Raw genomic sequence first — 26,779 nt, forward strand, 5'->3', positions numbered from 1 at the left:
CTGATGAAGACCAGCTGTCGGATCAGCGCGGCGGTTGGAGAACGGTCAGCCCTTCTGGCCGTTCTCCAGCGTCGCCACCACGTCCTTGGCGGCCTTGATGGCCCCCTTGTTGATCTCGTCCGTACTGGGAGCCTTCTTCGTCTCGAAGTTGCTGCCGTTGTACGTGACGACCACCAGCGCGTTGGACGCGCGGACGATCACCACCCCCTCACGGGTCTGCTGCTTGTCCGTGGTGGTGAGGTTCACGACGGAGTAGGCCGAGTCACCGAGGCCGGGAACCGCACCTCCGCCGCTCTTGTCCGCGACGCGCCCCGTATAGGACTTCTGCGCCGCTTCGTCCGAATCCTTGATCTCGTACGAGACGTCCAGCCAGTGGTAGTCGAAGCCCTTGAGCGCGTTCCAGGAACAGGTGCGGCGCACCGTCCTGTCGGTCGACGGAATCTCCTGGCCGGCCGTCTTGGCGCCCGGGACAAGGGCCTTGACCGTCTTCTCCGTCACGCCGGTGCAGGGCGCGGGGGCCGCGGTGTACGTCTTCGCGACCGCCGTCGCCGCGGGGCCCGACGGGGACTGCGGCGTCTGGGGCGACTTGTGATCGGTGGCGGCCGGGGTCGTCGTCGACGTGCCGGACGACATGGCCCAGCCCGTGCAGGCGAGGACCGCGACCGGCAGCAGGCGCGCGGTGAGGGCGAGTGGCAGAGGAAGAGAATGCACGGCGCACTTCTCGTGGGGGACGGTGCGGAAGGAGTCCACACTGCGGACGGAACGCCAGTGTCACATGACTCCCTGTGGGGCGGAAGTGCCAACTCACTCCGTGGCTGTGTGATGACTGTGCCTCACTGGGGACCGTCCGTGCGCCACTTCGCCGTCACCAGCCACACCGCCGCCCGGAGTCGAACACCGCGATCCGTCTCATAAGGGCGCAAGCTGTCCTGCAGGGCCGCGCGCGTGTCGACGTCGACCGTCCGGCCGGGCGCGCGGGAGAGGATGAAGCCGACGGCGTCCGCGGCGTCGCGTCCCCATGTCGTCTCCGTCGCGACCGGCGTCACCGTCACGTCGTCCCACCCGTGCAGGACCTCGCGGATGCGCGCCGGGTCGGACAGGGAGGCCATGGCGGCCTGGACGGCGACCGTTGCGGCGTCCGGTTCGTCCAGGAGTTCTCCGAAAAGGCTCAGGGCGCGTGACTCCTCCGCCTCGGGACCGGCGGGCTGCGGACAGACGAACGCGAGCCGCCCTCCCGGCCGCAGCGAGCGCGACAGGTTCCGGAACGCCGCCGCGTGGTCCGAGAAGAACATCACCCCGCCCCGGCTGATCAGGACGTCGTATCCGGCGGCCGGGAAGGGGTGGATCTGGGCGTCGGCGAACTCGTACGCGACGTTGGTGACCCCCTGCGCGGCGGTCGTCGCCCGGGCCTGGTCGAGCAGGGGCGCCGAGATGTCGACCCCGACGGCGTGCCCGTGCGCCGCCGGCCGGCCCGCGATCCGGGTCGTCGCACCGGCCCCGCAGCCGACGTCCAGGACGCGGTCGCCCGAAGCGATCACCGCCGCGTCGAAGAGCGCGGTGTTCAGGCCCGACACGAGCGTGTCATAGCGCTCGTGGTGGCTCGCCCAGTGGTTGCCGAGAGTGCCGTTCCAGGCCCGCGCCTGAGCAAAGTTGGCGATCTGTGTCATGAGGTCTCCTCGGCCGTGCGGGCGGGAAGCGTGCTCTCGATCCGGTCGACGGCGGCGAACGCGCCGTACGCCACCAGATGCACCAGACAGTGATCGGTATGGATGGGTTTACGCCAGGCCGTCACGTCCTCGTCCGTGATCCGGTACGGGGCCAGCGCGGCCAGCAGCGCGAGCCGCGCCCCGGGCCGCGAACGGTCGGGGAGTCCGTCCCACGCGAGCGGCGGGTGTGAGCCGTCCCAGTCCCGGAGCGTCTCCCGTACGAGGACCCGGTCGGCCTCGTCGAGAAGACCCTCCCCCTCGGTGGCGGCGGCCCGCAGCGCGGCGTAGGCAGGGCCGACGGTGGTCCCGCGCGCCCAGTCCGGACCGGGCCCGGGGTCGTCGAGGAGTTCCAGGCCCGCACCCGGCGCGGGTCGCCGGCGCACCGTCCGGGCGACGGACCGTCCGGCCAGACTCCGCACCGCCCGGAACCGTTGCGCGTTGCCGGGCAGCAGACTCTCGGTGAGCAGCGCCGACACCACGCGGTTGATGAAGTGGAAGGACAGCGCCGTGCCGATGTACGCGGGGGCGTGTGCGACGGGGAAGGGGTACGGCGCCAACTCCGCCGCCCCCGGGGTCCGGGTCGCCCCGCCCCACGCCAGCACACGCGCGTGCTCCTCGTCGGCAGGCGTCCCCCCGCGCGCCACCGTCTCCGCGAGCCGGTGGTCCCCGGTCGCGTGCAGCAGCATCGTGTGCGCGTCGACGCAGAACGGGCACCGGTTGGCCACGGACACCCCGAGAGCCGCGAGTTCCTTCCCCGTCCGGCTGCCCGCGCCCGCGATCAGCGACTCGCGCATCAACGCCCAGGCGGAGGCCATGAGATCGGGAGCGGGCGAGAGCACGACGAAGGTCACCGCGCGCTCGATGCCGAAGTCGTCGGCGAGCTGGGCGTAGACGCCCGCCACGCGGCCGGTGGCCGACTTGGGCGGAGACGGGGTGGTGTATCGGAAGGGACTGGGCATGGGGCGCCTCCTTGTGGGGAATGAGCGCGGGGCCGCCGGCTTGGCCGCCGTTGCCACCCTCCTCCGGGGACCCGTCCACGGTCGTCGTCCACCGGAAGGCAGTCCGGGCTACGCCCACCCGGCCCGCGCGCGCCGTGATCTACTCCAGGCGGAGTACGCCGGGCCCCCTCCACAGGTCTGACGCCACTGTCCGAACGGCCGTCTATCGTGCGGAACATGGCGCTGGACCAGGTCACCCGCAGGCACCTGGCCGACGCGGCCCTCGGGGTCGTGGTCGGTGCCCTCGTCATGACCGCGGCCGCGGTCGGCGACGGCGCGACCCCCGCCGACTACGCGCTGATCACCGTGGGCTCCCTCGCCCTCGCGGCCTACCGCCGCGCCCCGCGCAGGGTACTCGCGGTCAGTACGGTCACCACGACGGCGTACGTCCTGCACGCCCACCCCGGCACCCTCGCCGCCCTCCCCGTCCTCGGCGCCGTGCACACGGCGGCCCGAGCGGGTCACCGGGGGGTGGCGGCGCTCGCGAGCGCCCTGTTCCTGGCGGCGTTCGTGACGACGGACCTCACGGCGCGCGCAAGCGCCGAGCGTTCTCTCCTGCTCGCCGGCTGGTTCCTGTGCGCCCTGGTGACGGGCCTCGCGGACCGCAACTGGCAGGCGTATCTGCGCCAGACGGAACAGCGCGCGATGGAGGCGGAACGGACCCGTGAGGAGGCGGCCCTGCGCCGCGCGGGCGAGGAACGGCTGCGGATCGCCCGCGAGTTGCACGACTCGCTCACGCACAGCATCTCGATCGTCAAGCTCCAGGCGGGCGTCGCGGTCCACCTCGCCCGCAAACGCGGTGAGGAGGTCTCGCCCGCGCTGCTCGCCATCCAGGAGGCGGGCGGCGAGGCGATGCGCGAACTGCGGGCCACCCTGGAGGTGTTGCGCACCGACGAGCCGACCGGCACCCCCGCGCTGCTCGTGGAGCGGGCCCGCGCGGCCGGCCTCGCCGTGGAGCTGACGGTGAGCGGCGAGGAGCGTCCGCTCACGGCGACCGTGGACCGTGCCGCGTACCGCATCGTCCAGGAGGCCCTGACGAACGCCGCGCGCCACGCGGGCCCCGCCAAGGTGGCCGTCCAACTCGACTACAGCACGGACGACCTGACGATATGCGTCGACGACGACGGCGGCGCCGACCCGTCCCGTCCGCCCACCCCGGGCATCGGCCTCACCGGCATGCGCGAACGCGTCACGGCCCTCGGCGGCACGCTGCACGCCGCACCGCGCTCGGAGGGCGGCTTCTCGGTGCGCGCCGAACTTCCGCTGGGCATACCGGAGGAGGTGCCGTGATCAGGGTCGCGCTCGTCGACGACCAGGCGCTGATGCGCGCCGGTTTCCGCGCCCTGCTCGACGCCGAGGACGGCATCGAGGTCGTGGGCGAGGCCGCCGACGGCGAGCAGGGCCTCGCGCTGGTGCGCGCGTCCTTGCCGGACATCGCCCTTGTCGACGTACAGATGCCGGTGATGTCGGGCATCGAGGCCACCCGCCGTATCGCCGCCGACCCGGAGCTGTCCGCCGTACGCGTCGTCATGCTCACCAACTACGGCCTGGACGAGTACGTCTTCGAGGCGCTGCGGGCCGGGGCCAGCGGCTTTCTGCTCAAGGACACCGAGCCCGCCGACCTGCTCCAGGCCATCGAGGTCGTCGCACGGGGAGAGGCGCTGCTGTCCCCGTCCGTGACCCGCACCCTGATCGGCGAGTTCGTCGCCCGGCCCCCGGACCGGGCCACCGCGCCCGGCCTGGAGAGCCTCACCCGCCGCGAACGCGAGGTCACGGCACTCGCCGCGCGCGGTCTGACCAACGAGGAGATCGCCGTGCACATGGTCATCAGCCCGTTCACCGCCAAGACCCACATCAGCCGGGCGATGACGAAGCTGGGCGCCCGCGACCGGGCCCAACTGGTCGTGTTCGCCTACGAGTCGGGCTTGGTGACGGCGCGGGGGAGTGCGAACTGGGGGGTGCGTCGGAGGTGGTCGGGGCGGCAGGGAGCGCAGGGGGGCGTGGGATGATCGCTCGGTGATCGCGACAGACCTGGGACCGTTACGCGCCACCGCCCTCGCCGGTGCGCTGACGCTCGCCGTGAGCGGCTGCGGTCTGTTCACCGAACCCGCCCACAAGCCCAAGGCGGCCCGCTCGCCCGCCGTCGCGGTCCAACAGGCGCACGGCTGCCCGCCGTCCGGGGTGCGTCTTGGCACCGGCCCCGTCGACGGGGCCATGGGGTTGCGGGCCATGACCCTCACCCTCACCAACTGCTCGGAGCGGCCGTACGAGGTGAAGGGCTACCCGGCCGTCCGCGTCCTCGACGAGAAGGGCGCCCCGCTCACGGGCGTGCGGACCGTCGAGGGGACGGACGAGGTGTTCATGGCGCCGGAGGACCCCGGCGCCGCGCCGCTCACGCTCGCCCCGGGCGAGAGCGCGCGGGCGGGCCTGTACTGGCGGATGGCCGCCGAGGACGGCAGGTACCTCCGGGTCGTCCCGCAGCAGGGGCGCGAGGCCCTGAACGTACGGCCCGCGGAGCCTCTCGACATCGGTCCGCAGAACACGCTCGGGACGACGGCGTGGGTGTCCGTGTCCTGAGAGAACGGGACCGGCTGTTGCTGAAAGACCCCGACCGGCTGTTCCTGAAGACCTCGACCGGCCACTCCTGGGAGCGCCCGTCCGGCTACGGCACCCTCGCCGTCCACTCCTGAGACCCGAACTTCGTCCGGGCCAGCTCCTCGGCACGGTTCAGTTCCTCCGTGGTCACCTTGCCGTCCGTCAGCCCGTACCGGCCGCGGAACGAGTCGATCATCCGCCCGATGACCGCCTCGCGCGCGAGCCCGGTCTGCCGGCGCAGCGGATCCACGCGCTTCTTCGCGCTCCTGGTGCCCTTGTCGGAGAGCTTCTCGCGGCCGATGCGCAGCACCTCGACCATCTTGTCGGCGTCGATGTCGTACGACATGGTCACGTGGTGCAGCACGGCGCCGGGTCCGCCGCCCGGCCCGACCATCCGCTTCTGGGCGGCGCCCGCGATCTTCCCCTGCTCCGTGGCGATGTCGTTCAACGGCTGGTACCAGGCCTTGATCCCCATGTCGCCGAGCGCGCCGAGCACCCAGTCGTCCAGATACGCGTAGCTGTCCTGGAACGACAGTCCCTGGACGAGCGCCTCCGGCACGCAGAGCGAGTAGGTGATGGTGTTGCCGGGCTCCACGAACATCGCGCCGCCCCCGGAGATCCGGCGCACCACCTCGATGCCGTGCCGCGCGGCGCCCTCCGGGTCGACCTCGTTGCGCAGGGACTGGAAACTGCCGATGATCACCGACGGGGCGCCCCACTCCCACACACGCAGGGTGGGCGGGCGGCGGCCCGCGGCGACCTCGGCGGTCAGGACCTCGTCCAGGGCCATGTGCAGCGCCGGGGACTGCGGGCCCTCGTGGATCAGCTGCCAGTCGTAGTCCGTCCAGTCGGTGGCGTGCGCGAGCGCCCGGCGCACCGCGATTCCGATGCCCTCCGAGGTCAGCCCGTACATGACGGTGCCCTCGGGGAGCGCGGCGTCGACGCGAGCCGCGAGGCCCGTCGTGTCGGTGTCCGCCGGGGCGCCGTTCAGCGCGTGGTTCACGGCGTCCAGCGCCTCGTCCGGTTCGAGGAAGAAATCACCCGCCACGCGCGCGTGGCGCAGCACTCCGTCCTCGACGTCCAGATCCACCACGACGAGCTTGCCGCCGGGAATCTTGTACTCACCGTGCACCGATGCGCCTCCGTTCCGTCCCAGGAGCGGCAACGTCCACCTGCGATGATTGATTCCGGTCGGCGCGGGCCCGGCTCCGCGGGGTTCGCCATGTTCGGCATAACCGATCGACACCCTGATCGTGATGGCGTTGGCTGGACGGCATGCCAGAACTGCGTACCGATCGTCTCCTGCTTCGCCGGTGGCGGGAGTCCGACCTCGAACCGTGGGCGGCGATGAACGCCGATCCCGAAGTGCGAGAACACCTGGGGGAACTGCTGACGCGGGAGCAGAGCGATGCCGCGGTGGCACTCATGCGGGCCCAGTTCGACGAGCGAGGCTTTGGGTGGTGGGCGCTCGAAGCACGGGAGACCGGTGAGTTCGTCGGCCGCGTCGGCTTGGACCAGGTGGGCGAGGACATGCCGTTCGCGGGGGTTGATGTCGGATGGCGGTTGACGCGTTCGGCGTGGGGTCACGGTTACGCCACCGAGGCCGCCCTGGCCTGCCTGGCCTTCGGCTTCGAGACCCTGGGGCTGTCGGAGGTCGTTGCGTCGACGACCGTCAACAACCTTCGTTCCCAGGCGGTGATGCGCCGGATCGGCATGACCCGGGACCCGGCGGACGACTTCGAGGATCCGAGCGTGCCCGAAGGGCCACTTCGTCAGTGTGTGCTGTACCGGATCCCCGCCCTCAGGATCCTCGGAGGCGGGTCATGAATCGGGATGCCGATCGCCAATGGTTCGGGCTCTGGTGGCGTTGGACCTTGAACGAGTCAACGTTGACTCTGAAAGACTGTTCACCCCTAGGTTTCTCGGACGGTGCCGCCTGAGCGACAGCGAACGGGACGCTCCATGACAAGGATTGAGTGATGGCACGACTGAGCGTCGATATTCGCCCCTCGTGGATAGCCCGCCCTTTCCATCTGGTTTTCACCCGCCCGTTCATGGACATCGACGGGACTGAGTTGGCGGCGCAGTGGGGGACGACGGAAGTCCCGGTCACGACGGGTCCGCACGAAATGGCCGTGTACTTCCGCTACCGCGGGCAGAAGGCCGCCCGCCTGGGTATCGGGAGGGCCGAGTTCGCGGTGCATGGTTCGGCGGACCCGGTGGTGGTGAGGGCGGCCCTGGGCATCCGCAACGGAAGCCCCTTCAAGGTCACGGTCGGCTGACCGGGTCAACTCGTGGTTCTCGTAGGCGAATTCGACGATGGAGCGGCCCTCCGGCGTCTCGTCGGCCAGGCTGGAGAGGAGCGCGGCCTGCGCCAGTCGCTCCATGGGGACCGCCCCGACCGGGAGGAACGCGCTCGCCCGCCGGTTGCCGAAGGTGATCGTGCCGGACGGGCAGTCCTCCGCCGAGGGGAAGTTCGGCGGAGGTCCAGGGAAGGGACTCGGTGTTACAGCCCGACGTCCCGGCGGCTCATGTCGTCCAGCGACTCACGCCGTACGAGGACCCGCGCGATGCCGCCCGACACCGCGACCACCGGCGGGCGGCCGACGAGGTTGTAACCGGAGGCCATGGACAGGTGGTAGGCGCCGGCCGCCGGGACGGCCAGGAGGTCACCGGGGCGTACGTCGCCGGGGAGGGCGACCTCGTCCGCGAGGACGTCGCCCGCCTCGCAGTGTCGGCCCACGACGGTGACGAGGCGGGGTGGTGCGCAGGAGGGGCGGCCGACGAGGCGGGGTGCGTAGCGCACTCCGTACAGCGCGGGCCTGGGGTTGTCGCTCATACCGCCGTCGACCGCGACGAAGGTGTGCGCGCCGGTGCGTTTGACGGCCAGCACCCGGTAGACGGCGACCCCGGCGGGGCCGACGATGGCCCGGCCGGGTTCGAGGGTGAGCCGGGGCACGGGCAGTCCGGCGCGGGCGCAGCCGTCCTCCAGCTCCGCGCGGACCCGCCCGGCAAGGACGGAGATGTTCAGGTGTTCCTCGCCGGGGCGGTAGGCGATGGCGTGGCCGCCGCCGATGTTCAGCTGGGGGAGGGCGATGCCGTGCTGGTCGCGGATGCGGGCCAGCAGTCCGACCATGCGCCGCACCGCCGCGACGTACGGTTTCACGGCGGCGACCTGTGAGCCGATGTGACAGTGCAGGCCGACGAGTTCGAGATGCGGCTGGTCGAGTATCCGGGTGACGGCGTGCTGCGCGGAGCCGTCCGTGAGCGACAGGCCGAACTTCTGGTCGTCGGTGCCGGTGCGTACCTTGGCGTGTCCGCCGGCCGCGATGCCGGGTACCACGCGCACCATCACCGGCTGGCGGGTCCCGGCGGGTGTGATCGCGGCGAGCCGGGCGATTTCGGAGGCGCTGTCCACGACGATGCGTCCGACACCGAGCCGGAGGGCTGTGCGGAGGTCCTCGGGACTCTTGGCGTTGCCGTGCATCACGATCTTTTCCGGCGGGAAGCCGGTGGTGACGGCGAGCGCGAGTTCGCCGGCGGAGCAGACGTCCAGGCCCAGGCCCTCTTCCTGGACCCAGTGGGCCATGGCCCGGCACAGGAACGCCTTGGCGGCGTAGACGATGTCGGCGTCGGGGAACGCGGTGCGATACGTGCGGCAGCGCTCGCGGACCTCCTGCTCGTCGAGGACGTAGACCGGGGTGCCGAAGCGGTCGGCGGCCTCGGCGAGGGAGACTCCGCCGACGGAGACGTCCCCGTGCGGTTCGGGGCGGGCGGAGCGGGGCCAGACGGAGAGGCCTTCGGCGTCTCGCGCGTCGGCGTGGGCTGCTTCGCCGGGGCTGTCGGCCCCGGGTGCCGGGTGCAGTTCCTGAGCGGGCAGTTCCTGAGCGGGCAGTTCCTGAATGGACATGACGCCTCCTCAGCCGATCAGCAGGTTCAGGCACGCGACGACGGCGGCGGCGCCGGTCACCCGCAGGGCGCCGACGTGCTGGGGATGCCAGCGGCGCCAGGAGTTCTCGCGCTCACGGACCGTGGCCGCGGTGCGGTCGGCCGAGGGGGCGGAGAACTGCGGGTCGACGGTGAGGGCGGTGACGCCCAGAGGCGCGGCGAGGGCGCGCAGTGCGGGTTCGGAGAGCCTGATGGAGGCCTGGTCCGGGCCCAGTGTGGCGGTGAGTTTCGCCGCCGAGGTGAAGCCGGCGGCCGTACGGCCGCCGAGGGGGGTGCGGAAGAGGCGGGCCGTACAGCCCGCGGGCCCCGACCGGACAGGGACGAAGAGAAGTCCGGCCGGGACGCGTTCACAAGGCTCGGGGTCCTCGGAATGCTCGACTGGAGACATGTGCGGCTCCTTGAAGAAGGCGACGTGCGCCGCTCGGGCGGATCTGCCGGGCGCTTCGATGAAGCTATGCCCGCCCGAGCGGGTACGGGGGCCCTCACTGACGGATGCTTGACGGGAAGCCCCCGACCCATAACGCGACGCTGATGGGCAGGAGGGTGCCTGGTCAGCGGCGTGTCCGAGGCTGCGGGCAGAACCGCACCGGCGCAGCACCGAGGCAGCTCCGGGGCAGCCCTCGGCCGCTGGCGGGCAGGACGGGAGCGGCCGAAGGCGTGTCGGCGCGGGATCGTCAGGCAGACCACCGAGGTTCCACGGCACGACAAGGCACCCGGACACAGTGGTCCACAGCGCGTACGGGCGTGTACGGGCGCGTACGGGATCGAGTCGGTTACGTCGTGGGACGCAGTTGCCGCCGACCGGGCAGTCGCGGCCCCGGCCTCCGCAAAGTATCCACACGGGCGGTCCAAGGGGCGTCACCGAACGTTTCCGTGTGACGCTTCACAGCCGCCGGACGCGCAGCACGCCGGTCAGCATCGGGAGGATGAACTCGCCGCGGGCGGTCTCCGGCCCACTCGCGAGGAATGCGCGGATCCGGCCCAGCGTGGCCTCTTGTTCCTGTTCCGGCATTACCAGCACCCCCGCGCGCGTCGCGAGGGTCGCGACGAGGGAGTCGGCGGTGCGGCGCTGCCCGTGCGGGAACTCGGCCTGCTCCGGCGAGCCGAACCGGGCGGCCACGTCGGTCTTTGGAAGGTGCATGTCTGCCGTCTCGGCGCGCCAGCTGGTGGGCGTGTCACGCGGGCCGATGGCCGCGCTCCCGCTGACCCGCGCGAGCCCGGCCACCCACTCGACCCGGTCGTCCATGACGTTCCACAGACCGGCCAGGACGCCGCTTGGTGCGAGGACCCTGGCGATCTCGGGTCCCGCGACGGCCATGTCGAACCAATGCATGGCGTTGCCGGCCAGCACGGCATCGACAGACGCGTCCGGCAGCGGTATCGCCTCGGCACTACCCGACAGGGCACGGACAGCCGGCAGCGAGCGGCGCAGTTCGGCAAGCATTGACGGGTCGGGCTCGACTGCGATGACTTCGGCACCCAGCGCGACCAGCGTGGCGGTCAGCTTGCCGGTTCCGGCGCCGAGGTCGAGCACGCGCGGGCCGGGAGCGGGCTCGAGCGCCCAGCGCACCGCGGCCTGCGCGTAGTCCGGACGGTGCTCGGCGTATGCGACCGCCGCTGCGCCGAACGACGAGGCGTGCAGTAACCGTTCATCCTGGTCCACGCGGTCACGCTATCGGCGCTGTCGGCCACCCCGCCAGACGGCGGCCGGCGACGGCTGACCGTCACTCCGCCTGGATGTGGGCATGACAGATGAAGGCATGGAGTCCTCCCGTTCGGAGGCTGTAGTGACGGGGGAGCGGGCGAGTTCGCGGGGCGGGCGCTCAGGCTTTGGCGCGGAGGATGTCGATGTTGCCCCAATTGGTCCGGGCGCGGATCTTGACGGTGTCCTCGGTCTGCGCCGGGGCCTCGGAGGCGGGGAGCGCGTTGTGTACCTGCCCGCGGTTGGAGCTGACGTCCAGCCAGGCGGCCGTGCCCTCGCGAATACCGACCTCGATGGGACCGTTGGCGGTCTCCAACTGGACGGTGCCGCAGGCGACTTCGGCGACGCGAAGGCCGCCGTTGGTGGTGGTGCCGGTGACCGAGGCCTCGGCGTGCGCGATGTCGATGGCGCCGTTGGCGCCGCTCACCCGCAGCTCGCCGGTGACGGTGCCGACGGTCGTGGCGCCGTGCGAGTTCTTCAGGACGGCGGGGCCGTCGACGAGGCCGACGCGCACGTTACCGGTGCTGCTGGTGATCTCGGCCATGCCTTCGACCCGTTCCACGGTGACCGAGCCGTGCGACGCCTTCAGTTGCAGCGGGCCGGTGGTGTCGAGGCGGACGTCGCCGGCCGAGGTCTTCACCCGGACCTCGCCGAGCCGGCCCTCGCCGAGTACACGGGCCCCGGCGCCGGTCACGTCGATGTTCGAGCCCGCGGGCAGTTCGACCGTCACGTCTACGGTGCCGCCGCGCCCGAGCAGGTTGGCCTTGGGGGTGGTGACGGTCAGGACGCCGCTCGCGCAGGTGACCTCGGTCTGGTCGGCCGTCCGTACGTCCAGGTCCTTCTTCGGGTCGCGGGGCCGCACCTCGACGACGGTGTCGAGGCGCTCGCCCGCGGTGAACCCGATGGAACCGGCGTACACGTAGGCGGTGACCGAAATCGGTTCGGGAGTGTCGAAAGAAGGCATGGCTGTCCCGTCCTCATGAGTCCTTGGGACGTCCCCGTTGGTGGGACGTGGTGTGAGTGAAGTGGTGCGGGCGCGGGCGCGGCTAGCGCACCCAGCCGGTGAAGCTCTGTCCGTTGGTGCGGGTCGTCTCCGTCGTACGCGGCCGCGTGCCGCCGTCGACCGCGGCCGACACGGCGCGCACCAGCCACGCGTTGACCGACAGGCCCTCGCGGCTCGCTGCCTCCTCGGCGCGGGCCTTGAGGTGCGACGGTAGGCGCAGGTTGACGCGGGCGGTGCCGCCTTCGTCGCCGTCGGCCGGGGCCGGGGTCTTGAGTGGTTCGAGGGGCGCGGTCGGCTCCGCGGGGGCACCGCCGTCGGCGGGCGGCAGCGTCACCACGAAGTCGGGGTCCAGTCCGCGCAGCCGTACGTCGACCGAGCCCGGGGCGAGTTCGCGGGTGATCTCGTCCATCGCGGCGGAGAGCACGTTGAGCATGGTCAGTCGGGTCGCCGACTCCAGGGGAGCGGTGAGCCTCTCGGCCAGCTCGCGGGCTGCGTCGCCCCCGGCCTCGGCAGCCACCGCGAGTTCGCGGCGGAGGTTGTCGACATACGGAGTGAGGTCCATGACGCCATCGTGGCACCACTGTGGCGCCACATGCAAGTCCGGGTGGCACTCTGTATAGGAAGGCTTTGAGGGAAGCCGCATAGGAAGGCTTTGAGGGAAGCTGCCCTACCTGCGGAAACGTGAAGAGGGTATCCCGAGCCATTGTGGTGCCATGCGTGCTCATGCGCTGTTGAGAGCGCGGAATGGCGCCGAGTGGCGCCGGATGGTGCCAAGCGGTGCCATCTGCGCTCGCCAGGGCCGGCCTCATTCGTGCCGGAGGCGGGGAAGGAGGGGCGCAGGGCGATCGATAGCCTGCTGGGGGAGCGGAGCGAGGAGAGGTCTGACCCGAACTCCCCAGATACTCCCCGGATAACTCCCCAGGATCGATCCTGAGCGCCGGTCGATCTGGCCGATGAGCGGAAACAGCGAGGTGAGAGGCCGTATGTTCACGACCCGCCCCACCCTCCAGGGCACCTTCGGCATGGTGTCCTCCACGCACTGGCTCGCCTCGCAGTCGGCGATGGCCGTCCTGGAGGACGGCGGCAACGCGTACGACGCCGCCGTCGCCGCGGGCTTCGTGCTGCACGTGGTCGAGCCGCACCTCAACGGACCCGCCGGCGAGGTCCCGATCATCCTCGCCCCGGCGGGCGGCGAGGTGCGTGTGCTGTGCGGGCAGGGCGTAGCGCCCGCCGGGGCGACGATCGCCCACTACAGGGGACTCGGTTTGGATCTCGTACCCGGCACCGGGCCGCTCGCGGCCGCCGTGCCCGGCGCCTTCGACGCGTGGATGCTGCTCCTGCGTGACCACGGCACGAGGTCCCTCACCGACGTCATGAAGTACGCCATCGGATACGCGGAGGACGGACACCCGCCCGTGGGGCGGGTCGGCGAGACCGTGGAGTCGGTGCGTGCGCTCTTCGAGACGCAGTGGACCTCGTCGGCCGAGGTGTATCTGCCCGGCGGGAAGGCGCCGCGTCCCGGCGAACTGTTCCGCAATCCCGCCCTCGCCGCGACCTGGCGCCGGCTGCTCGCCGAGGTCTCCGGGGAGACCGGCCGCGTGGCGCAGATCGAGGCGGCGCGCCACGTCTGGCGCTCGGGCTTCATCGCCGAGGCCCTGGTACGGCAGGCCGGGCGGCCCACCATGGACACCAGCGGAAGGCGCCACACCGGCACCCTGACAGCCTCCGACCTGGCCTCCTGGTCCGCGAGCTACGAGGCGCCCGCGACGTACGACTGGCGCGGTTGGACCCTGTGCAAGGCGGGCCCCTGGAGCCAGGGCCCTGTCCTCCTCCAGCAGCTCGCCCTGCTCCCGCCCCGGCTGCCGCGGTACGGCTCAGCGGAGTACGTCCACCTGCTCGTCGAGGGCTGCAAGCTCGCCATGGCCGACCGGGAGGCCTGGTACGGAGACGCGGCCGAGGTACCCCTCGACGACCTGTTGTCGCAGGAGTACAACGCCGAGCGGCGCGCCCTCATCGGCCACAAGGCCTCCAGCGAGCTGCGTCCCGGCAGCCCCGGAGGGCGCACCCCGACGATCAGCGGCCACGCGCGCGAGGTCGCCACCGGGGAGCCGGGCTTCGACGCGCTGGCGGTGCCGGGCGCGGGCGAACCCACCGTCGCCAGGGCCGCGGGGGAGCCCGAGGTGGCCCGGGACGGCGGCACCCGGGGCGACACCTGCCACCTCGACGTCGTGGACCGCTGGGGCAACATGGTCGCCGCCACCCCCAGCGGCGGCTGGCTCCAGTCCAACCCGGTCGTCCCCGAGCTGGGCTTCCCGCTCGGCACCCGGCTCCAGATGGCCTGGCTGGACGAGGGGCTGCCCAACTCCCTCACACCCGGCCGCCGTCCCCGTACGACGCTGACACCCTCGCTGGCGCTGCGCGACGGAGTCCCGGTCATGGCGTTCGGAACCCCGGGCGGCGACCAGCAGGACCAGTGGCAGACCCACTTCTTCCTGGCCGTGGCGCTGCGCGCCGAGGTACGCGGCGGGCTCGACCTCCAGGGTGCGATCGACGCCCCGAACTGGCACAACGACAGCTTCCCGGGCTCGTTCTACCCGCGCGGCATGCGCCCCGGCAGCCTCACCGTCGAGTCCCGCACGGACGAGGCGGTCGTCGAGGAGCTGCGCCGTCGCGGCCATGACATCCAGGTCGCCGAGGCCTGGTCCGAGGGCCGGCTGTGCGCGGTCGCCCGGGATCCGGAGACGGGTGTGCTGTCCGCGGCGGCGAATCCGCGGGGGATGCAGGGGTACGCGGTGGGGCGCTGATCAGCACGCTCCGGGAATTCACGGCGATTCCACCCGGAGTACACCGGAGGGGTGGGGATTGTCAGTGGCGCGTGTTGTCATGGAGCCATGATCGAAGACATCGAAACCATCGACGAGTTTCTCGCGCACCGCACGTCCGACGTCGAAGAAGCGGTCCGGCAGGCGGCCGCCGCCGAGATCATGCCGCGTTTCAGGCAGCTGACCGCGGACGAGATCGACGAGAAGAGCGGCCCGCACGACCTGGTCACGGACGCCGACCGCAAGGCCGAGGAGTACCTCACCGAGGCGCTCGCCAAGCTGCTGCCCGGCTCGGTCGTGGTCGGCGAGGAGGCGGTCCACGCCAATCCGGCGACGTACGAGGCGATCCAGGGACAGGCCCCGGTCTGGATCGTGGACCCGGTCGACGGCACCCGCCAGTTCGTCCACGGCGACACCGGTTTCTGCACGCTCGTCGCGCTCGCCGTGGGCGGGGTCGTCCAAGCGTCCTGGACCTATGCCCCGGCCCGCGACCAGCTCGCCGTCGCCGTGCGCGGCCGGGGTGCCCACCTCGACGGCGAACTGCTGCGCCCGGGGGCGCCCACGCCCGGCCGTGACCTCGAGATAGCCACCTCCCATCCCGACTACACCACCGACGAGCAGAAGCGCGCTCTCCTCGGACTGCGCACCGAGGGCGTGCGGCCGCGTCCCTGCGGTTCGGCGGGGCTGGAATATCTGGCCGTCGCCCGTGGCGAGTTGGACGCGACGGCCTTTTCTTGGGAGGCGGCCTGGGACCACGCGGCGGGCCTGCTCCTCGTCGAGGAGGCGGGCGGCGCCCACCTGACCCTCACCGGCGAACCCTTCCGCATCACGGGAGGCAACACCCTCCCCTTCACGGCGGCCCGCGACGAGGCCACGGCCCGACGGGTACGGGGGTTGCTGACCGCCGGCCTCTGACCCCACCGACGGTTCCGGAGGCGGCGTGAGGCGGTCGGTTCTGAGGGTGGCGGGCGGGTGCCTGGGCCGACGGCGGCGCGCGACGGCCGGTCATGCGGATGGCAGGGGGTTGACCGGATCGACGGCCACGCGAGTGGCCGCGTGTCACGGGGGCGCCCACGGCTCTGAGGACCGTGCCGGGCAGCGGCCCATCCCGAGGACAGTGAGAGGCCCGGGGGCGACGGCCGCGTGAGCCGGCCGCCGCTCAAAGCGCCGGGAGCCCGGCGATACCGATGGCTTTGCAGGGGCAGCCGCCTGGCCGCCGACGCCCCGAGTGAACTTGCCGCTGCTGACAGCGGCCGAAGCCCGGCGATTTCGGCGAAGGTGGAGGCGGAGGCCTGACGGCGCCGACGGCCGCACGAGCGGCCCGAGGCCGACGACGGCCGGGGCCGGTGGGCGACCTACGGCCCCAAACGTGACCGCCCCCGGCGCGACCGCTTCGGCGTGACCGCCCCGACGCGACCGCTTCGGCGCGACGGCCTCGACGGTGCCGGACCGGACGACCCCGGGCCCAAGAACCCCAGACCCAAGCCCTCTGGACCCTGGCGGGTCCCGGACCCTGGCGGCTCTCTGGACCCCGGCGGGTCCCGGACCCCGGCGGCCCAAGGCCCGGCGGGTTTCTGGAGGCGGGCGGCCTTCCGACCCCAGCGGGTCCCGGGTCCCGGCAGCCCTCCGACCCCAGCGGTCCTGGACCCCGGCGGCCCAAGGCCCGACGGGTTCCCGGACCCCGACGGGTTCCCGGACCCGGCGGCGCCAGACCCGTCGGCGCCAGACCCCGCCGATGGCCCCGACCCCGCCGCCTGCTGAAGGCCCCGCCCCCCGAGGCGGCTCCGGGAACCCGGTGTCGGTCGGTATCGGGGATGGCCGGTGCTGTCGGGCAACGGTGCCTTGGTGAAAGCCGCCGTTCGCCGGACGACTCCCCGTCTCCCAACCCCCCGCGCCATCAAGGCTGTCAGTCCCCCGGCATATCCTGATGTCCAGTGGCCGTCGGCTGACAAAGGAGTCCGAAGGTGCCGTCGATGCTCGATGCGGTCGTGGTGGGTGCGGGGCCGAACGGACTGACGGCTGCCGTGGAGCTGGCCCGCCGTGGCTTCTCCGTGGCCGTGTTCGAGGCACGGGACACCGTGGGCGGCGGCGCCCGCACCGAAGAGCTGACACTCCCGGGCTTCCGGCACGACCCCTGTTCCGCGGCCCACCCCCTCGGCATCAACTCACCCGCCTTCCGAGCGATGCCCCTGGAGCGGTACGGCTTGGAGTGGCTGCACGCGAAGCTCCCGATGGCGCACCCGTTCCCCGATGGCACCGCGGCGGTGCTCGCCCGCTCCGTGGCCGAGACGGCGGCCTCGTTCGGCCCGCGCGACGCCGGTGCGTACCGCAGACTGGTCGCCCCCTTCCTCCCCAAGTGGGACACGCTGGCCCACGACTTCATGTCCCTGCCACTGACCGCCCTGCCCCGTGACCCGGTGACGCTCGCCCGCTTCGGTCTGGCCGGGCTGCCGCCCTCGACCTGGCTCATGCGGCGCTTCCGCGACGCGCGGGCCCAGGCGCTGTTCGCCGGTCTCGTCGCACACGTCATGGCCCCGCTCGACGGCATCGCCACCGGCGCCGTCGGCCTGGTCTTCGCGCTGGCCGCGCACGCCCGCGGCTGGCCCGTCGCGCGCGGCGGCTCCCAGTCCCTGTCCGACGCGCTCACCGCGTACCTCAAGGACCTCGGCGGCACCGTCCACACCGACTACGAGGTGAAGCGTCTCGACGACCTGCCGCCCGCCCGCGCCTATGTCTTCGACACCTCACCCGCCGCGCTGTCCCGCATCGCGGGCTTCGGGCGGTACTACGAGGACTATCGCTACGGGGCGGCCGTCTTCAAGATCGACTACGCCCTGGACGGCCCCGTCCCCTGGACGGCCGAGGAGGCACGCACCGCCGGGACGGTGCAGGTGGGCGCGAGCCGCGCCGAGATCGCCACCGCTCTGCGCGCGGCCTCGCGCGAGGGCCGGGCGCCGGACGCCCCCTTCCTGATCACGGTGCAGCCCAGCGTCGTCGACCCCTCCCGGGCCCCCGAGGGCAAGCAGGTCTTCTGGGCGTACGGACACGTTCCGAACGGCTGGACGGGTGACCTCACGGACGCGATCGAGCGGCAGCTGGAGCGGTTCGCGCCCGGCTTCCGCGACCGCGTACTGGCCCGCGCCACCGCCGGCCCGCGCGAAATCGCCGCGCGCAACGCCAACTACGTGGGCGGCGACATCGGTTGCGGCGCCGCCTCCGGACTCCAGCTCCTGCTGCGGCCCAAGCTCTCCCTGTTCCCGTACAGCACGCCGCACCCGGCCGTCTTCATCTGCTCCTCGGCCACCCCGCCGGGCCCCGGTGTGCACGGCATGTCGGGGCACAACGCGGCGAAGGCCGTGTGGCGGCGCCTGCGCCAGTCCTGACCAGGGGCGGCCGCCAGTCCTGACCAGGGGCGGCGCAAGCCGTCACATCCGTACCTCGTTTCACAGGAAGAAAGCGCTGTCACGTGTCTCGACAACGTCCCGCCCCGGCCTGATCATGCGATGGGGCCGTGGCATGACCGTGACAGGAGACTTCCACATGATCAAGCGCAGATCGGTGCTGGCCGCGGCGGGTGGTGCGCTGCTCGGCAGTGCGCTGGCCACGGGCACCGCTCGGGCCGACGCGACCATCGGGGTCAACCCCGGTACGACGTACGGCAGTTGGGAGGGCTGGGGCACCTCCCTCGCCTGGTGGGCCAATGTGTTCGGCGCCCGGGACGACTTCGCCGACATCTTCTTCACCACCAAGTCCGTCGCGTACGGCGGCAAGACGCTGCCGGGCCTCGGCCTCAACATCGCCCGCTACAACCTGGGCGCGTCCAGCTGGAACACCGTGAGCGGCGCGAGTATGGTCGCCTCCGCCAACATCCCCGCGTTCAAGCAGATCGAGGGGTACTGGCAGGACTGGAACAACGAGGACCCCACCTCCTCCGCCTGGGACTGGACGGCCGACGCCAACCAGCGGGCGGCCCTGGTCAAGGCGACCCAACGCGGCGCCGTCAGCGAGCTGTTCGCCAACTCGCCGATGTGGTGGATGTGCCTCAACCACAACCCGTCCGGCGCGTCCGGCGGCGGCAACAACCTCCAGTCCTGGAACTACCGTCAACACGCCTCCCACCTGGCCGCGGTGGCGCTCTACGCGAAGAACAACTGGGGCGTGAACTTCAGCTCCGTCGACGCGTTCAACGAGCCCTCCTCCAGCTGGTGGACGGCGACGGGCACCCAGGAGGGCTGCCACATGGACGCCACCGTGCAGGCGGCCGTCCTCCCGTATCTGCGCAGCGAGCTCGACAAGCGCGGTCTGACCGGCACCCTGGTCTCCGCGTCCGACGAGACGAACTACGACCTGGCCCGCACGACGTGGAACTCCTTCAGCTCGACCACGAAAGCCCAGGTCAACCGAGTCAATGTGCACGGGTACCAGGGCTCGGGCGGTCGCCGTGACCTCCTCTACACCGACGTCGTCACCACGGCGGGCAAGCGGCTGTGGAACTCCGAGACGGGCGACTCCGACGCCACCGGCCTCACCCTGGCGAGCAACCTCTGCCTGGACTTCCGCTGGCTGCATCCGACCGCGTGGGTCTACTGGCAGGTGATGGACCCCAGCACCGGCTGGGCGATGATCGCCTACGACCAGAGCACCCTCCAGCCGACGACCGTCCAGACCAAGTACTACGTGATGGCCCAGTTCAGCCGGCACATCCGCCCCGGCATGACCATCATCGACACCGGTGTCGGATACGCGGCAGCGGCCTACGACGCGAGTGCGAAGCGCCTGGTCATCGTGGCCGTCAACTCCGGCGCCGCGCAGAACCTCACCTTCGACCTGTCCAAGTTCAGCCAGGTCACCGGAGGCAGCGGCGGACTCGTACGACGCTGGAACACCGTCACCTCCGGCGGCGGCGACCTCTACACCGCCCACTCGGACACCTATCTGAGCGGCAAGACGCTGACGGCGGCCTTCTCCGCCGCGTCCGTGCAGACCTTCGAGATCGACGGAGTGGTCGTCTGACAGTCGGTTATCGCGTGGCGGCCGGAGCGCGATGCGGCGAGGATCGAAGCCCGCATACGAGGAAGCCGAGGCCGTCATGACCGCCATCACCCTGGTCCAGGGAGACATCACCCGTCGGAGCGCCGACGCGATCGTCAACGCGGCGAACTCGTCGCTGCTCGGCGGGGGAGGCGTGGACGGGGCCATCCACCGCCGTGGCGGCCCCGCCATCCTCGCCGACTGTCGCAAGCTCCGCGCCTCGCAGTACGGCAAGGGGCTGCCCACGGGCCGGGCGGTCGCCACCACCGCGGGCGAGCTGGACGCACGGTGGGTGATCCACACGGTCGGCCCGGTCTTCAGTCGTGAGGAGGACCGCTCGGAACTCCTCGCCTCCTGCTACCGGGAGTCGCTGAAGGTGGCCGACGAACTCGGCGCCCGCACGGTCGCCTTCCCGGCCGTCTCCGCCGGTATCTACGGGTGGCCGATGGACGACGCCGCCCGGATAGCGGTGGAGACGGTACGGGCCACGCAGACGGCCGTCGAGGAGGTCACGTTCGTCCTCTTCGACGAGCCGGCGTACGAGGCGTTCGCCGCGCAGGTCCGCTGACCACCCCTTTCTCGCCCTTTCTCGCGGCGGGGTCCGGCTCGGTTAGGGTGCGGGGATGCGGCGGATCTTGGTGGTGGGCAGTACTGGTGCGGGTAAGTCCACGCTCGCCCGGAGCCTGAGCGGCCGCCTCGGCCTGCCGTACCACGAGATGGACGCGCTGTACTTCACCGGCGCCGGGTGGGCCGTGAACGAGAAGCTGAGCGAGGACGTGCTGCGGATCACCGCCGAACCCGGCTGGGTCATCGACTCCATCGGCTGTCCGGAGGTCCGTGACCTGATGTGGGACCGGGCCGACACGGTGATATGGCTGGACTATCCCAAACGGGTCGTCCTGCCCCGCGTCCTGCGCCGTTCCGTCCGCCGCACCGTCACACGCGAGCCGCTGTTCGGTGGCAACAGGGAGACCTGGGCCGGCTGGCTGAGCCGGGAACACCCTGTCCGGTGGGCCTGGTCCCAGCACGCGAACCGGCGCCGCGAAATCACCCGCCGCACCGGCGACCCCCGCTTCGCGCCCCTCGACACGCTTCGCTTCGGCCGCCCCGGTGACACCGCGGCTTGGGTGAAGTCCCTGTAAGGGAGCCGGGCTACTCGAGCCGTGACACCTGGTAGTGGTTGATGTACCAGGACTCCCCCACGCGTCGCACCAGTACGCCGAGTTTGACGTTGAGGGTGGGGCGGTCGGTGAAGGAGAAGTCGACGCTCAGATAACCGAGTACGAGGTCGTCGGTGAGGCGTCTAATCTCGAGAATCCGGTACGCGGCGGCCATGCCGATGGGCTGGGAGGCGTAGTACGCCGCGACGCCCGGCCTTCCGACGCTGTAAGGGTGCAGCCCTTGGAAGATCGCGTCCTCGGTGAACCGGGCGGCGACCTGCTCCGGCTCGTGCCCGTCGACGGCGGCCTTCCACTGGTCGAGGACGCCGCGCAGGATCGCTTCCGAGTCACTGTCCGTCGTGCTGTTCATCAGGATTCTTCCCTTGTCGTGTTCCGTCAGTGACCGGCGCTCATGCCGCCGTCGACGTGGAGGATCTCGCCGGTGACGAACGGGGCGTTCTCCAGGTAGATCACGGCATCGACGATGTCGCTCGTCTCGCCCATCCGGCCGACCGGGTGCAGCCCGGCGAGGGCCTCGTGGGTTTCCTCGGCGTGCATCGGGGTCTTTATGGTGCCCGGCGAAACGGCGTTGGCGCGGATGCCGCGCGTGGCGTACTCGATGGCGAGGGACTTGGTGGCGGACTGGAGGCCGCCCTTGGTCAACGAGGCGAGTACGGAGGGCACGTTGGAGTCGGCGTTGTCGACCAGGCTGGTGGTGATGTTGACGATGTGGCCGCCGCCCTGGGCGAGCATGTGCTCGACGGCCAGCTGGGTGATGCGGAAGAAGCCGGTGAGGTTCACGCCGGTCGCCGCGGCGTAGTCGTCCTGGGTGTACTCGTGGAAGGGCTTGGCGAGGAAGATGCCCGCGTTGTTGACCAGGGTGTCGACACGGCCGAACCGCTCGACCGCGGTGGCGATGACGCGTTCGGCGGTGGCGGGGTCGGCGATGTCACCCTGAACGGTCACGATGCCCGCCTCGTCGGCGGGAGCGATCGTGCGCGAGGTGGCGACGACGGCGTACCCGAGCTTGCGGTAGGCCTCGGCAATGCCCGCGCCGAGGCCCTGCGAGGCTCCGGTGACGACGGCGACCTTCTGGTTCTGAGAGCTCATGGTGATCTTCTCCGGGTTCCGTGATTCCGCGATGAAGCGGGGCTTCCTGACCGATCGCTGTGAGCACTAGCCGACCGGTCGACTATGTGGAAGTTAGGCGGAGTGGAGAGGAGAAGTCAAAGGTCAACAGGGGTCGGGCCAGGACCGAATTCCTCCCTGCTGGTAGGCGCGGCCTCCCAGTCCAGGTCAGTGGGCCGATGCCCCCTACCGGTGCGGATCCCCGTCCGGCAGCCAGGCGCCCGGGGTGCGGATGCCGAGGTCGCCCACGCCGTCGCAGAGGGCGTCGACGACGGCGAGGACGGCCGGGCGGTCCTCGCTCTCGCGCCAGACCAGCGACCAGGTCCAGTAGATCTCCGGTGCGGTGACCGGGCGCTGGACCAGATCGGGCGGCAGCGGGGTGGTCTGGCCCTTGGGAGAGTTGATCACCGGGCGGCTGCAGCGACGGACGTGATCGAAGAACGCCGGCCCGGTGATGCCGCCGTTGGAGATGCGTACCGCGCGGGCTCCGGTGTCCTGGGCCAGCTCTTCGGCGTAGACGTTCCAGGACGACCAGGAGGTGGTGTCGTCGTCGAGGAGGACGGCGGTGTCCCGGGCGGCCACGTCGCTCATGTCGTCGCCGCCCGCGACGGCGTAGAGCCGGTCGGCGCCGATGAGCCGGGCACGCAGGCCGCGTTCTTCCAGGTCCTCGGTCCGCACCCAGCACACCGCGAGGTCCAGGCCGCCCGCGGCGACCCGGGCGGCCTGGGTGTGCGAGGGCGCGACCCATGCGTCGAGGTGGAGTTGGGCCACGGTGGCGGTACGGGCGGTGAGGTCCGACGGGAGCCAGTTGACGTAGCCGAGCCGTACCGGTTCCGATCCGGACAGTCGACCGGCCCGCCGCTGGAGGTCGTCGGCCCGCTCGAGCAGGGCGCGGGTGTGGGGGAGCAGGGCCGAGCCGGCCGCGGTGAGGGACACGGAGCGACGATCGCGATCGAACAACCGCACGCCCAGGTCGCGTTCGAGTGTCTTGATCTGCTGGGACAGAGAGGGGCCCGCGATCAGCAGGCGCTCGGCGGCCCGGCCGAAGTTCAGCTCCTCGGCGACGGCGACGAAATACCGCAGTTGGCGCAACTCCACGCTCGTCATGCTACGTCGGTGCGAGGCCGCGCCTCCCAGCAGGGAGGAAGCCTGTCGTGGCATCGCCCCGGTGGCGGGCGGACGATGGAGCTCACGGAAGCCCGACGTCGGACGGCCTCAGCGGTCCTCCGGGCGGCCACCATCACCCCACGCGGCGTTCCGGGCCCGCCGGACGCCCCATCGAGCGGAGCAGGACGATGCGAGAGTTCCTGGTCGAGATCACCACCACGATCCCCGAGGGCACCACTCAGGACGAGGTCGACCGGCGGCGCGCCGCCGAGGCGGTCCGTGCCCGGGAACTGGCCGCCACCGGCAACCTGGCGCGGCTGTGGCGCCCGGTCGGCGAGCTGCGCAGCATCGGCATCTGGTGTGCCGGTGACGAGGACGAGCTCCACGAGAAGGTGCTCGGCACACTGCCGCTGCGCCCCTGGATGAGCCTCACCGTCACCGCGCTCGAGTCCCACCCCAACGACCCGGGCCGGACCGACGCCGCGCGGTGACGGCGGGGACCAGTGCCTGCCACGCACCAGGACCTGACATGGACCAGGACCTGAGAAGGATCACGACCCGACATGGACCTCGTCATGAGCGTACGACCCCTGCGCGCCTCCCCGGCCCGAGGTGCCGGCACGCCGCACTCACCCTGGGGGCACGTGGCCCGGGCCGCCGCGGCACTCGCCGCGGGCATGGGAGTCGGCCGGTTCGTCTACACCCCGATCCTCCCGCTGATGCACGCCGGGGCGGGGCTGTCCGCCGGCGCCGGCGCGAACCTGGCCACCGCCAACTACATCGGCTATCTCGTCGGCGCGCTCGTCGGCATCCTGGCCCCCGTGGTGGTCCGCTCGCGGGCCCTGCTGCGCACCTCCCTCGTCGCGCTGACCGGCACCCTGGCCGCGATGCCCGCCACCCACGACACCGCCGTGTGGTTCGCGCTGCGGCTGCTGGCCGGGGTTGCCAGCGCTCTGATCTTCGTCATCGCGGTCAGCTCGCTCCTCGGCCACCTGCGGGAGTACCCGGCTCACCTGGCCGGATGGGCGTTCGGCGGGGTCGGCGCCGGCATCGCCCTGTCGGGTCTGCTCGTCCTCGTACTGCGCCCCGTCGCCGACTGGGGGGCCGCCTGGTGGGCCTCGGCCGCACTCGCCGCGGTGCTCGCCGTCGCCTCGTGGAACCTCCGCCCCGAAGCGCCTCCCACGACAACACAGGCCGCCAAGGCCACCAAGGCCGTCACACTCACTGCGGCAACCGCAGCCACCGCGGATTCCAGCCGCGGGCCGCGCACGCGCCGCTGGTTCACCGCCCTGTTCGCCTCCTACACACTGGAAGGCATCGGCTACATCATCGCGGGCACCTTCCTGGTCGCCGCGATCGAACAGAGCTCCCCTGGACCGCTCGGCGGCGGCGCCTGGGTGCTGGTCGGTCTGGCGGCCGTGCCCTCGTCCGCGCTGTGGGCCCGGCTCGGGCGCCGTTGGTCCCGCCCCGACCTGCTGCTCGCCGCGCTCGTCGTCCAGGCGGTGGGCATCGCCCTGCCCGCCCTGATCGGCGGAGCGCCGGCCGCCCTGGTCTCCGCGGTGCTGTTCGGCGCGACGTTCATCGGGGTCAGCACCCTCGCCCTCGCCACCGGGGCCCACCTGGAGTTCCCCCGCTCCGTCGCGCTCCTGACCGCCGGATACTCCGTCGGCCAGATCCTCGGCCCGCTGGTGGCCGCGCCCCTGCTCCACCACGGCTACCGGCAGGCCCTGATCCTGGCCGCTTCCGTGGTTCTCGTGGCCGCCGCGGCCGCCGCCGTGCTGCGCATCGGCTTCCCGCACCACATGGTGGTAGTGCGAGCCACCGCCCCGGTACGACAGCCCGCACCGACGGAATCCGCCGCGGACGCGGGCAGCCTCCGATGACTCAGACGTGGAGTCCGTCATGACCACACCGCGGGACCTGTTGATGATCGCCATGGACGTCCCGTCCAGCCGACCCGTGGAGCAGGGCGACCTGTCGTTGGCCCTCGCGGGAGCCGAACTGGTCGACCTCATCGAGGCCCAGGCCATCACGCTGGAGGACGACCGCATCGTGCCCGGCGCGCAGTGGACCATGGGCGACCGTCTGTTGGACGGGGCCGTGGCGTCGCTGGTGCGGCAGACGCCGTACGAGTCCGTGGACGACTGGCTGTGGCGCCGCGGCCGTGGGCTGTCCGCGGCCTATCACGCGGACCTGGAGGCGGAGGGACGGCTCGCCCGACCGCGCCACCGCTGGATTCCCTTCGGCGGCGGCCGTACGGAAGCGGCCGACTCGCCGGACCGCAGCCACGCGGACGAACGCTGGACCTCGGGCGAGCCCATCCTGACCGTCCTCGCGGCCGCCGTGGGCATCCACGACGAGTCGACCGAGGAGGCCGCGGGGCTCGTCGACGACTCGGTCCTGACCGTACTGGCCGCCGTCAACGGCGCGGTGACGGAACTGGAAGCGGTACGGCAACGGCGAAGCATCGAAGACGCGGCCTTCGACAACATCTGGCGAGGCGGCGACGGCACTTGAGAAAGGTGAATGTCATAGACAGGCGCACGTTTTCCCGGATTCTCACCGTTGGAACAGCCGGAGCCTCGCTGCCGGTCCTCCCGGCGCCCCCGGTGATATCGGCCTCCGCCTCGGCTTCTCCTTCGGCCCTGGTGGCCGAGCCCGGAACGCACACCTCTTTCGGCCCGCTGAAGCAGATCCGTGCCGGAGAGCTGAACATGGGATATGCGGAGGCCGGCCCCGCTCACGGCCCCGCGGTCGTCCTGCTGCACGGCTGGCCCTACGACATTCACAGCTATGTCGATGTGGCTCCCAGGCTCGCCGCGGCGGGCTACCGGGTGATCGTGCCGTACCTGCGCGGCCACGGCACCACACGGTTCCGTTCGGACAAGACGTTCCGCAACGCCCAGCAGTCGGTGATCGCGCTCGACATCATCGCGCTCATGGACGCGCTGAAGATCGAGAAGGCGATCCTGGCCGGCTTCGACTGGGGAGCGCGGACGGCCGACATCATCGCGGTGCTCTGGCCGGAGCGCTGCAAGGCCCTGGTCTCCGTGAGCGGTTATCTCATCACCGACCGCGAAAGAAACAAGGCGCCGCTGCCGCCGCAGGCCGAATGGGCGTGGTGGTATCAGTACTACTTCGCCACCGAAAGGGGTCGGCTCGGCCTCGCACAGTACAAGCACGATTTCGCGAAACTCATCTGGAAGAACGTCTCCCCGACCTGGCACTTCGATGACGCCACATTCGATCGGACCGCGACCGCCTTCGACAATCCGGACTGGGTTCCCATTGTGATCCACAACTACCGGTGGCGACTGAGTCTGGCCAAGGGTGACCCGCGATTCGACCGTCTGGAAAAGCGGCTTGCCGAGAGTCCCGCCATCTCGCTGCCTACGATCACCCTTGACGGCGAACTGGATCCCTTCACGCCGCCGGGAAACGGCGCCTCTTATCGCGGTCGTTTCACGGGCGCGTACGACCACCGGACGCTGAAGGGCATCGGTCACAACCTGCCGCAGGAAGCCCCTGAGGCATTCGCCGAGGCGGTCGTCGACGTCAACGCCCTCTGAAACCCTCTTA

Annotated in this window: 28 protein-coding genes; 16 read left to right on the plus strand and 12 right to left on the minus strand. The window is 71.4% G+C overall.

All coding sequences use genetic code 11. The features are described 5' to 3' along the window. Window positions 1-45: 45 nt before the first annotated feature. From ACFZDJ_RS22900 to ACFZDJ_RS22910, 3 genes are all read right to left on the minus strand, one after another. Window positions 46-711 carry a hypothetical protein gene (locus tag ACFZDJ_RS22900; RefSeq protein WP_384910608.1) on the minus strand — a complete coding sequence of 222 codons (666 nt, stop codon included), beginning with the start codon at window positions 709-711 and terminating at the stop codon, window positions 46-48. A 122-nt stretch (window positions 712-833) separates the two neighbouring features. Then, complete coding sequence (locus ACFZDJ_RS22905; protein WP_391061036.1) at window positions 834-1,667, minus strand: methyltransferase domain-containing protein; 834 nt, start codon at window positions 1,665-1,667, stop codon at window positions 834-836. Continuing rightward, complete coding sequence (locus tag ACFZDJ_RS22910) at window positions 1,664-2,665, minus strand: carboxymuconolactone decarboxylase family protein (RefSeq protein ID WP_391061038.1); 1,002 nt, start codon at window positions 2,663-2,665, stop codon at window positions 1,664-1,666. The genes ACFZDJ_RS22905 and ACFZDJ_RS22910 overlap by 4 nt, the downstream gene beginning before the upstream one ends. Window positions 2,666-2,881: 216 nt before the next feature. Here ACFZDJ_RS22910 and ACFZDJ_RS22915 point away from each other — a divergent pair, with 216 nt between their 5' ends. From ACFZDJ_RS22915 to ACFZDJ_RS22930, 4 genes are read left to right on the plus strand one after another with little or no spacing between them, the layout of a single operon-like run. Continuing rightward, a complete protein-coding gene (locus ACFZDJ_RS22915) occupies window positions 2,882-3,994 on the plus strand; it encodes a histidine kinase (protein ID WP_391061040.1) in 1,113 nt (370 codons plus the stop codon). Then, complete coding sequence (locus tag ACFZDJ_RS22920; protein WP_391061042.1) at window positions 3,991-4,713, plus strand: response regulator; 723 nt, start codon at window positions 3,991-3,993, stop codon at window positions 4,711-4,713. The genes ACFZDJ_RS22915 and ACFZDJ_RS22920 overlap by 4 nt, the downstream gene beginning before the upstream one ends. A 7-nt stretch (window positions 4,714-4,720) precedes the next feature. Beyond that, window positions 4,721-5,281 carry a DUF4232 domain-containing protein gene (locus tag ACFZDJ_RS22925; protein WP_391061044.1) on the plus strand — a complete coding sequence of 187 codons (561 nt, stop codon included), beginning with the start codon at window positions 4,721-4,723 and terminating at the stop codon, window positions 5,279-5,281. After that, the gene (locus ACFZDJ_RS22930; RefSeq protein ID WP_390929888.1) at window positions 5,263-5,394 is read left to right on the plus strand and encodes a hypothetical protein; all 132 of its coding nucleotides are present in this window, start codon (window positions 5,263-5,265) and stop codon (window positions 5,392-5,394) included. The genes ACFZDJ_RS22925 and ACFZDJ_RS22930 overlap by 19 nt, the downstream gene beginning before the upstream one ends. On the opposite strand, the gene ACFZDJ_RS22935 is transcribed toward ACFZDJ_RS22930, so the two are convergent. Next, on the minus strand, window positions 5,367-6,431 hold the full coding sequence (locus ACFZDJ_RS22935; protein WP_390929887.1) for a lipoate--protein ligase family protein: 1,065 nt from the start codon (window positions 6,429-6,431) through the stop codon (window positions 5,367-5,369). The genes ACFZDJ_RS22930 and ACFZDJ_RS22935 overlap by 28 nt on opposite strands. 143 nt (window positions 6,432-6,574) lie before the next feature. On the opposite strand from ACFZDJ_RS22935, the gene ACFZDJ_RS22940 reads away from it, so the two are divergent. Continuing rightward, complete coding sequence (locus ACFZDJ_RS22940; RefSeq protein WP_391061046.1) at window positions 6,575-7,126, plus strand: GNAT family N-acetyltransferase; 552 nt, start codon at window positions 6,575-6,577, stop codon at window positions 7,124-7,126. 152 nt (window positions 7,127-7,278) lie between these two features. After that, entirely contained in the window at window positions 7,279-7,581 is a 303-nt protein-coding gene (locus tag ACFZDJ_RS22945; protein WP_390929885.1) for a hypothetical protein, read from the plus strand. Between the two features lie 224 nt (window positions 7,582-7,805). On the opposite strand, the gene lysA is transcribed toward ACFZDJ_RS22945, so the two are convergent. The 5 genes from lysA to ACFZDJ_RS22970 form a co-directional block, all read right to left on the minus strand. Further along, on the minus strand, window positions 7,806-9,209 hold the full coding sequence (gene lysA / locus ACFZDJ_RS22950; RefSeq protein WP_391061048.1) for a diaminopimelate decarboxylase: 1,404 nt from the start codon (window positions 9,207-9,209) through the stop codon (window positions 7,806-7,808). 9 nt (window positions 9,210-9,218) lie between these two features. Then, entirely contained in the window at window positions 9,219-9,635 is a 417-nt protein-coding gene (locus tag ACFZDJ_RS22955; protein ID WP_391061050.1) for an SAV_915 family protein, read from the minus strand. Between the two features lie 495 nt (window positions 9,636-10,130). Continuing rightward, the gene (locus ACFZDJ_RS22960) at window positions 10,131-10,910 is read right to left on the minus strand and encodes a methyltransferase domain-containing protein (RefSeq protein WP_391061052.1); all 780 of its coding nucleotides are present in this window, start codon (window positions 10,908-10,910) and stop codon (window positions 10,131-10,133) included. 160 nt (window positions 10,911-11,070) lie between these two features. Beyond that, entirely contained in the window at window positions 11,071-11,913 is an 843-nt protein-coding gene (locus ACFZDJ_RS22965) for a DUF4097 family beta strand repeat-containing protein (RefSeq protein ID WP_391061054.1), read from the minus strand. An 82-nt stretch (window positions 11,914-11,995) separates the two neighbouring features. Next, window positions 11,996-12,514 carry a toxin-antitoxin system HicB family antitoxin gene (locus ACFZDJ_RS22970; protein ID WP_384910571.1) on the minus strand — a complete coding sequence of 173 codons (519 nt, stop codon included), beginning with the start codon at window positions 12,512-12,514 and terminating at the stop codon, window positions 11,996-11,998. A 421-nt stretch (window positions 12,515-12,935) separates the two neighbouring features. On the opposite strand from ACFZDJ_RS22970, the gene ACFZDJ_RS22975 reads away from it, so the two are divergent. From ACFZDJ_RS22975 to ACFZDJ_RS23000, 6 genes are all read left to right on the plus strand, one after another. After that, window positions 12,936-14,756, plus strand: a complete 1,821-nt coding sequence (locus ACFZDJ_RS22975) for a gamma-glutamyltransferase (RefSeq protein WP_391061056.1) — start codon at window positions 12,936-12,938, stop codon at window positions 14,754-14,756. 87 nt (window positions 14,757-14,843) lie between these two features. Beyond that, complete coding sequence (locus ACFZDJ_RS22980; protein WP_390929873.1) at window positions 14,844-15,689, plus strand: inositol monophosphatase family protein; 846 nt, start codon at window positions 14,844-14,846, stop codon at window positions 15,687-15,689. Between the two features lie 1,058 nt (window positions 15,690-16,747). After that, window positions 16,748-18,157, plus strand: a complete 1,410-nt coding sequence (locus ACFZDJ_RS22985; RefSeq protein ID WP_384910562.1) for a phytoene desaturase family protein — start codon at window positions 16,748-16,750, stop codon at window positions 18,155-18,157. Between the two features lie 157 nt (window positions 18,158-18,314). Next, a complete protein-coding gene (locus ACFZDJ_RS22990; RefSeq protein ID WP_391061674.1) occupies window positions 18,315-19,787 on the plus strand; it encodes a beta-1,6-galactanase in 1,473 nt (490 codons plus the stop codon). Window positions 19,788-19,863: 76 nt separating this feature from the next. Continuing rightward, window positions 19,864-20,373: an O-acetyl-ADP-ribose deacetylase gene (locus tag ACFZDJ_RS22995; RefSeq protein WP_168512990.1), complete on the plus strand. Its 510-nt coding sequence runs from the start codon at window positions 19,864-19,866 to the stop codon at window positions 20,371-20,373. 55 nt (window positions 20,374-20,428) lie between these two features. Then, window positions 20,429-20,947: an AAA family ATPase gene (locus ACFZDJ_RS23000; RefSeq protein ID WP_391061059.1), complete on the plus strand. Its 519-nt coding sequence runs from the start codon at window positions 20,429-20,431 to the stop codon at window positions 20,945-20,947. Window positions 20,948-20,957: 10 nt separating this feature from the next. On the opposite strand, the gene ACFZDJ_RS23005 is transcribed toward ACFZDJ_RS23000, so the two are convergent. The 3 genes from ACFZDJ_RS23005 to ACFZDJ_RS23015 form a co-directional block, all read right to left on the minus strand. Continuing rightward, window positions 20,958-21,335 carry a hypothetical protein gene (locus ACFZDJ_RS23005; protein WP_390929865.1) on the minus strand — a complete coding sequence of 126 codons (378 nt, stop codon included), beginning with the start codon at window positions 21,333-21,335 and terminating at the stop codon, window positions 20,958-20,960. A gap of 26 nt (window positions 21,336-21,361) precedes the next feature. Continuing rightward, window positions 21,362-22,075, minus strand: coding sequence for an SDR family oxidoreductase (locus ACFZDJ_RS23010; RefSeq protein WP_391061061.1), 714 nt, complete (start codon window positions 22,073-22,075; stop codon window positions 21,362-21,364). Between the two features lie 204 nt (window positions 22,076-22,279). Beyond that, the gene (locus tag ACFZDJ_RS23015) at window positions 22,280-23,200 is read right to left on the minus strand and encodes a LysR family transcriptional regulator (RefSeq protein WP_391061063.1); all 921 of its coding nucleotides are present in this window, start codon (window positions 23,198-23,200) and stop codon (window positions 22,280-22,282) included. A 188-nt stretch (window positions 23,201-23,388) separates the two neighbouring features. On the opposite strand from ACFZDJ_RS23015, the gene ACFZDJ_RS23020 reads away from it, so the two are divergent. The 4 genes from ACFZDJ_RS23020 (at window position 23,389) to ACFZDJ_RS23035 (ending at window position 26,769) form a co-directional block, all read left to right on the plus strand. Next, the gene (locus ACFZDJ_RS23020; protein WP_054230335.1) at window positions 23,389-23,691 is read left to right on the plus strand and encodes a muconolactone Delta-isomerase family protein; all 303 of its coding nucleotides are present in this window, start codon (window positions 23,389-23,391) and stop codon (window positions 23,689-23,691) included. A gap of 84 nt (window positions 23,692-23,775) precedes the next feature. Next, the gene (locus tag ACFZDJ_RS23025; RefSeq protein ID WP_391061065.1) at window positions 23,776-25,083 is read left to right on the plus strand and encodes a YbfB/YjiJ family MFS transporter; all 1,308 of its coding nucleotides are present in this window, start codon (window positions 23,776-23,778) and stop codon (window positions 25,081-25,083) included. 19 nt (window positions 25,084-25,102) lie between these two features. Further along, window positions 25,103-25,717 carry a GPP34 family phosphoprotein gene (locus ACFZDJ_RS23030; RefSeq protein WP_168497356.1) on the plus strand — a complete coding sequence of 205 codons (615 nt, stop codon included), beginning with the start codon at window positions 25,103-25,105 and terminating at the stop codon, window positions 25,715-25,717. 131 nt (window positions 25,718-25,848) lie between these two features. After that, window positions 25,849-26,769 carry an alpha/beta fold hydrolase gene (locus ACFZDJ_RS23035; protein ID WP_391061067.1) on the plus strand — a complete coding sequence of 307 codons (921 nt, stop codon included), beginning with the start codon at window positions 25,849-25,851 and terminating at the stop codon, window positions 26,767-26,769. The last annotated feature ends 10 nt before the right edge of the window (window positions 26,770-26,779 follow it).

This window comes from Streptomyces sp. NPDC007896 (genome assembly GCF_042959425.1).
Taxonomy (GTDB): Bacteria; Actinomycetota; Actinomycetes; order Streptomycetales; family Streptomycetaceae; genus Streptomyces.

Bases quoted from the DNA above. Each gene is read 5' to 3' on its own strand.
- ACFZDJ_RS23000 (WP_391061059.1), top strand. From the start codon at position 20,429: ATGCGGCGGATCTTGGTGGTGGGCAGTACTGGTGCGGGTAAGTCCACG.
- ACFZDJ_RS22955 (WP_391061050.1), bottom strand. From the start codon at position 9,635: ATGTCTCCAGTCGAGCATTCCGAGGACCCCGAGCCTTGTGAACGCGTC.
- ACFZDJ_RS22980 (WP_390929873.1), top strand. From the start codon at position 14,844: ATGATCGAAGACATCGAAACCATCGACGAGTTTCTCGCGCACCGCACG.
- ACFZDJ_RS22905 (WP_391061036.1), bottom strand. From the start codon at position 1,667: ATGACACAGATCGCCAACTTTGCTCAGGCGCGGGCCTGGAACGGCACT.
- ACFZDJ_RS22970 (WP_384910571.1), bottom strand. From the start codon at position 12,514: ATGGACCTCACTCCGTATGTCGACAACCTCCGCCGCGAACTCGCGGTG.
- ACFZDJ_RS23025 (WP_391061065.1), top strand. From the start codon at position 23,776: ATGAGCGTACGACCCCTGCGCGCCTCCCCGGCCCGAGGTGCCGGCACG.
- ACFZDJ_RS22915 (WP_391061040.1), top strand. From the start codon at position 2,882: ATGGCGCTGGACCAGGTCACCCGCAGGCACCTGGCCGACGCGGCCCTC.
- ACFZDJ_RS22965 (WP_391061054.1), bottom strand. From the start codon at position 11,913: ATGCCTTCTTTCGACACTCCCGAACCGATTTCGGTCACCGCCTACGTG.
- ACFZDJ_RS22940 (WP_391061046.1), top strand. From the start codon at position 6,575: ATGCCAGAACTGCGTACCGATCGTCTCCTGCTTCGCCGGTGGCGGGAG.
- ACFZDJ_RS22995 (WP_168512990.1), top strand. From the start codon at position 19,864: ATGACCGCCATCACCCTGGTCCAGGGAGACATCACCCGTCGGAGCGCC.
- ACFZDJ_RS23030 (WP_168497356.1), top strand. From the start codon at position 25,103: ATGACCACACCGCGGGACCTGTTGATGATCGCCATGGACGTCCCGTCC.
- ACFZDJ_RS22975 (WP_391061056.1), top strand. From the start codon at position 12,936: ATGTTCACGACCCGCCCCACCCTCCAGGGCACCTTCGGCATGGTGTCC.
- ACFZDJ_RS22910 (WP_391061038.1), bottom strand. From the start codon at position 2,665: ATGCCCAGTCCCTTCCGATACACCACCCCGTCTCCGCCCAAGTCGGCC.
- ACFZDJ_RS22990 (WP_391061674.1), top strand. From the start codon at position 18,315: ATGATCAAGCGCAGATCGGTGCTGGCCGCGGCGGGTGGTGCGCTGCTC.
- ACFZDJ_RS22945 (WP_390929885.1), top strand. From the start codon at position 7,279: ATGGCACGACTGAGCGTCGATATTCGCCCCTCGTGGATAGCCCGCCCT.
- ACFZDJ_RS23020 (WP_054230335.1), top strand. From the start codon at position 23,389: ATGCGAGAGTTCCTGGTCGAGATCACCACCACGATCCCCGAGGGCACC.
- ACFZDJ_RS23005 (WP_390929865.1), bottom strand. From the start codon at position 21,335: ATGAACAGCACGACGGACAGTGACTCGGAAGCGATCCTGCGCGGCGTC.
- ACFZDJ_RS23010 (WP_391061061.1), bottom strand. From the start codon at position 22,075: ATGAGCTCTCAGAACCAGAAGGTCGCCGTCGTCACCGGAGCCTCGCAG.
- ACFZDJ_RS22985 (WP_384910562.1), top strand. From the start codon at position 16,748: ATGCTCGATGCGGTCGTGGTGGGTGCGGGGCCGAACGGACTGACGGCT.
- ACFZDJ_RS23015 (WP_391061063.1), bottom strand. From the start codon at position 23,200: ATGACGAGCGTGGAGTTGCGCCAACTGCGGTATTTCGTCGCCGTCGCC.
- lysA (WP_391061048.1), bottom strand. From the start codon at position 9,209: ATGTCCATTCAGGAACTGCCCGCTCAGGAACTGCCCGCTCAGGAACTG.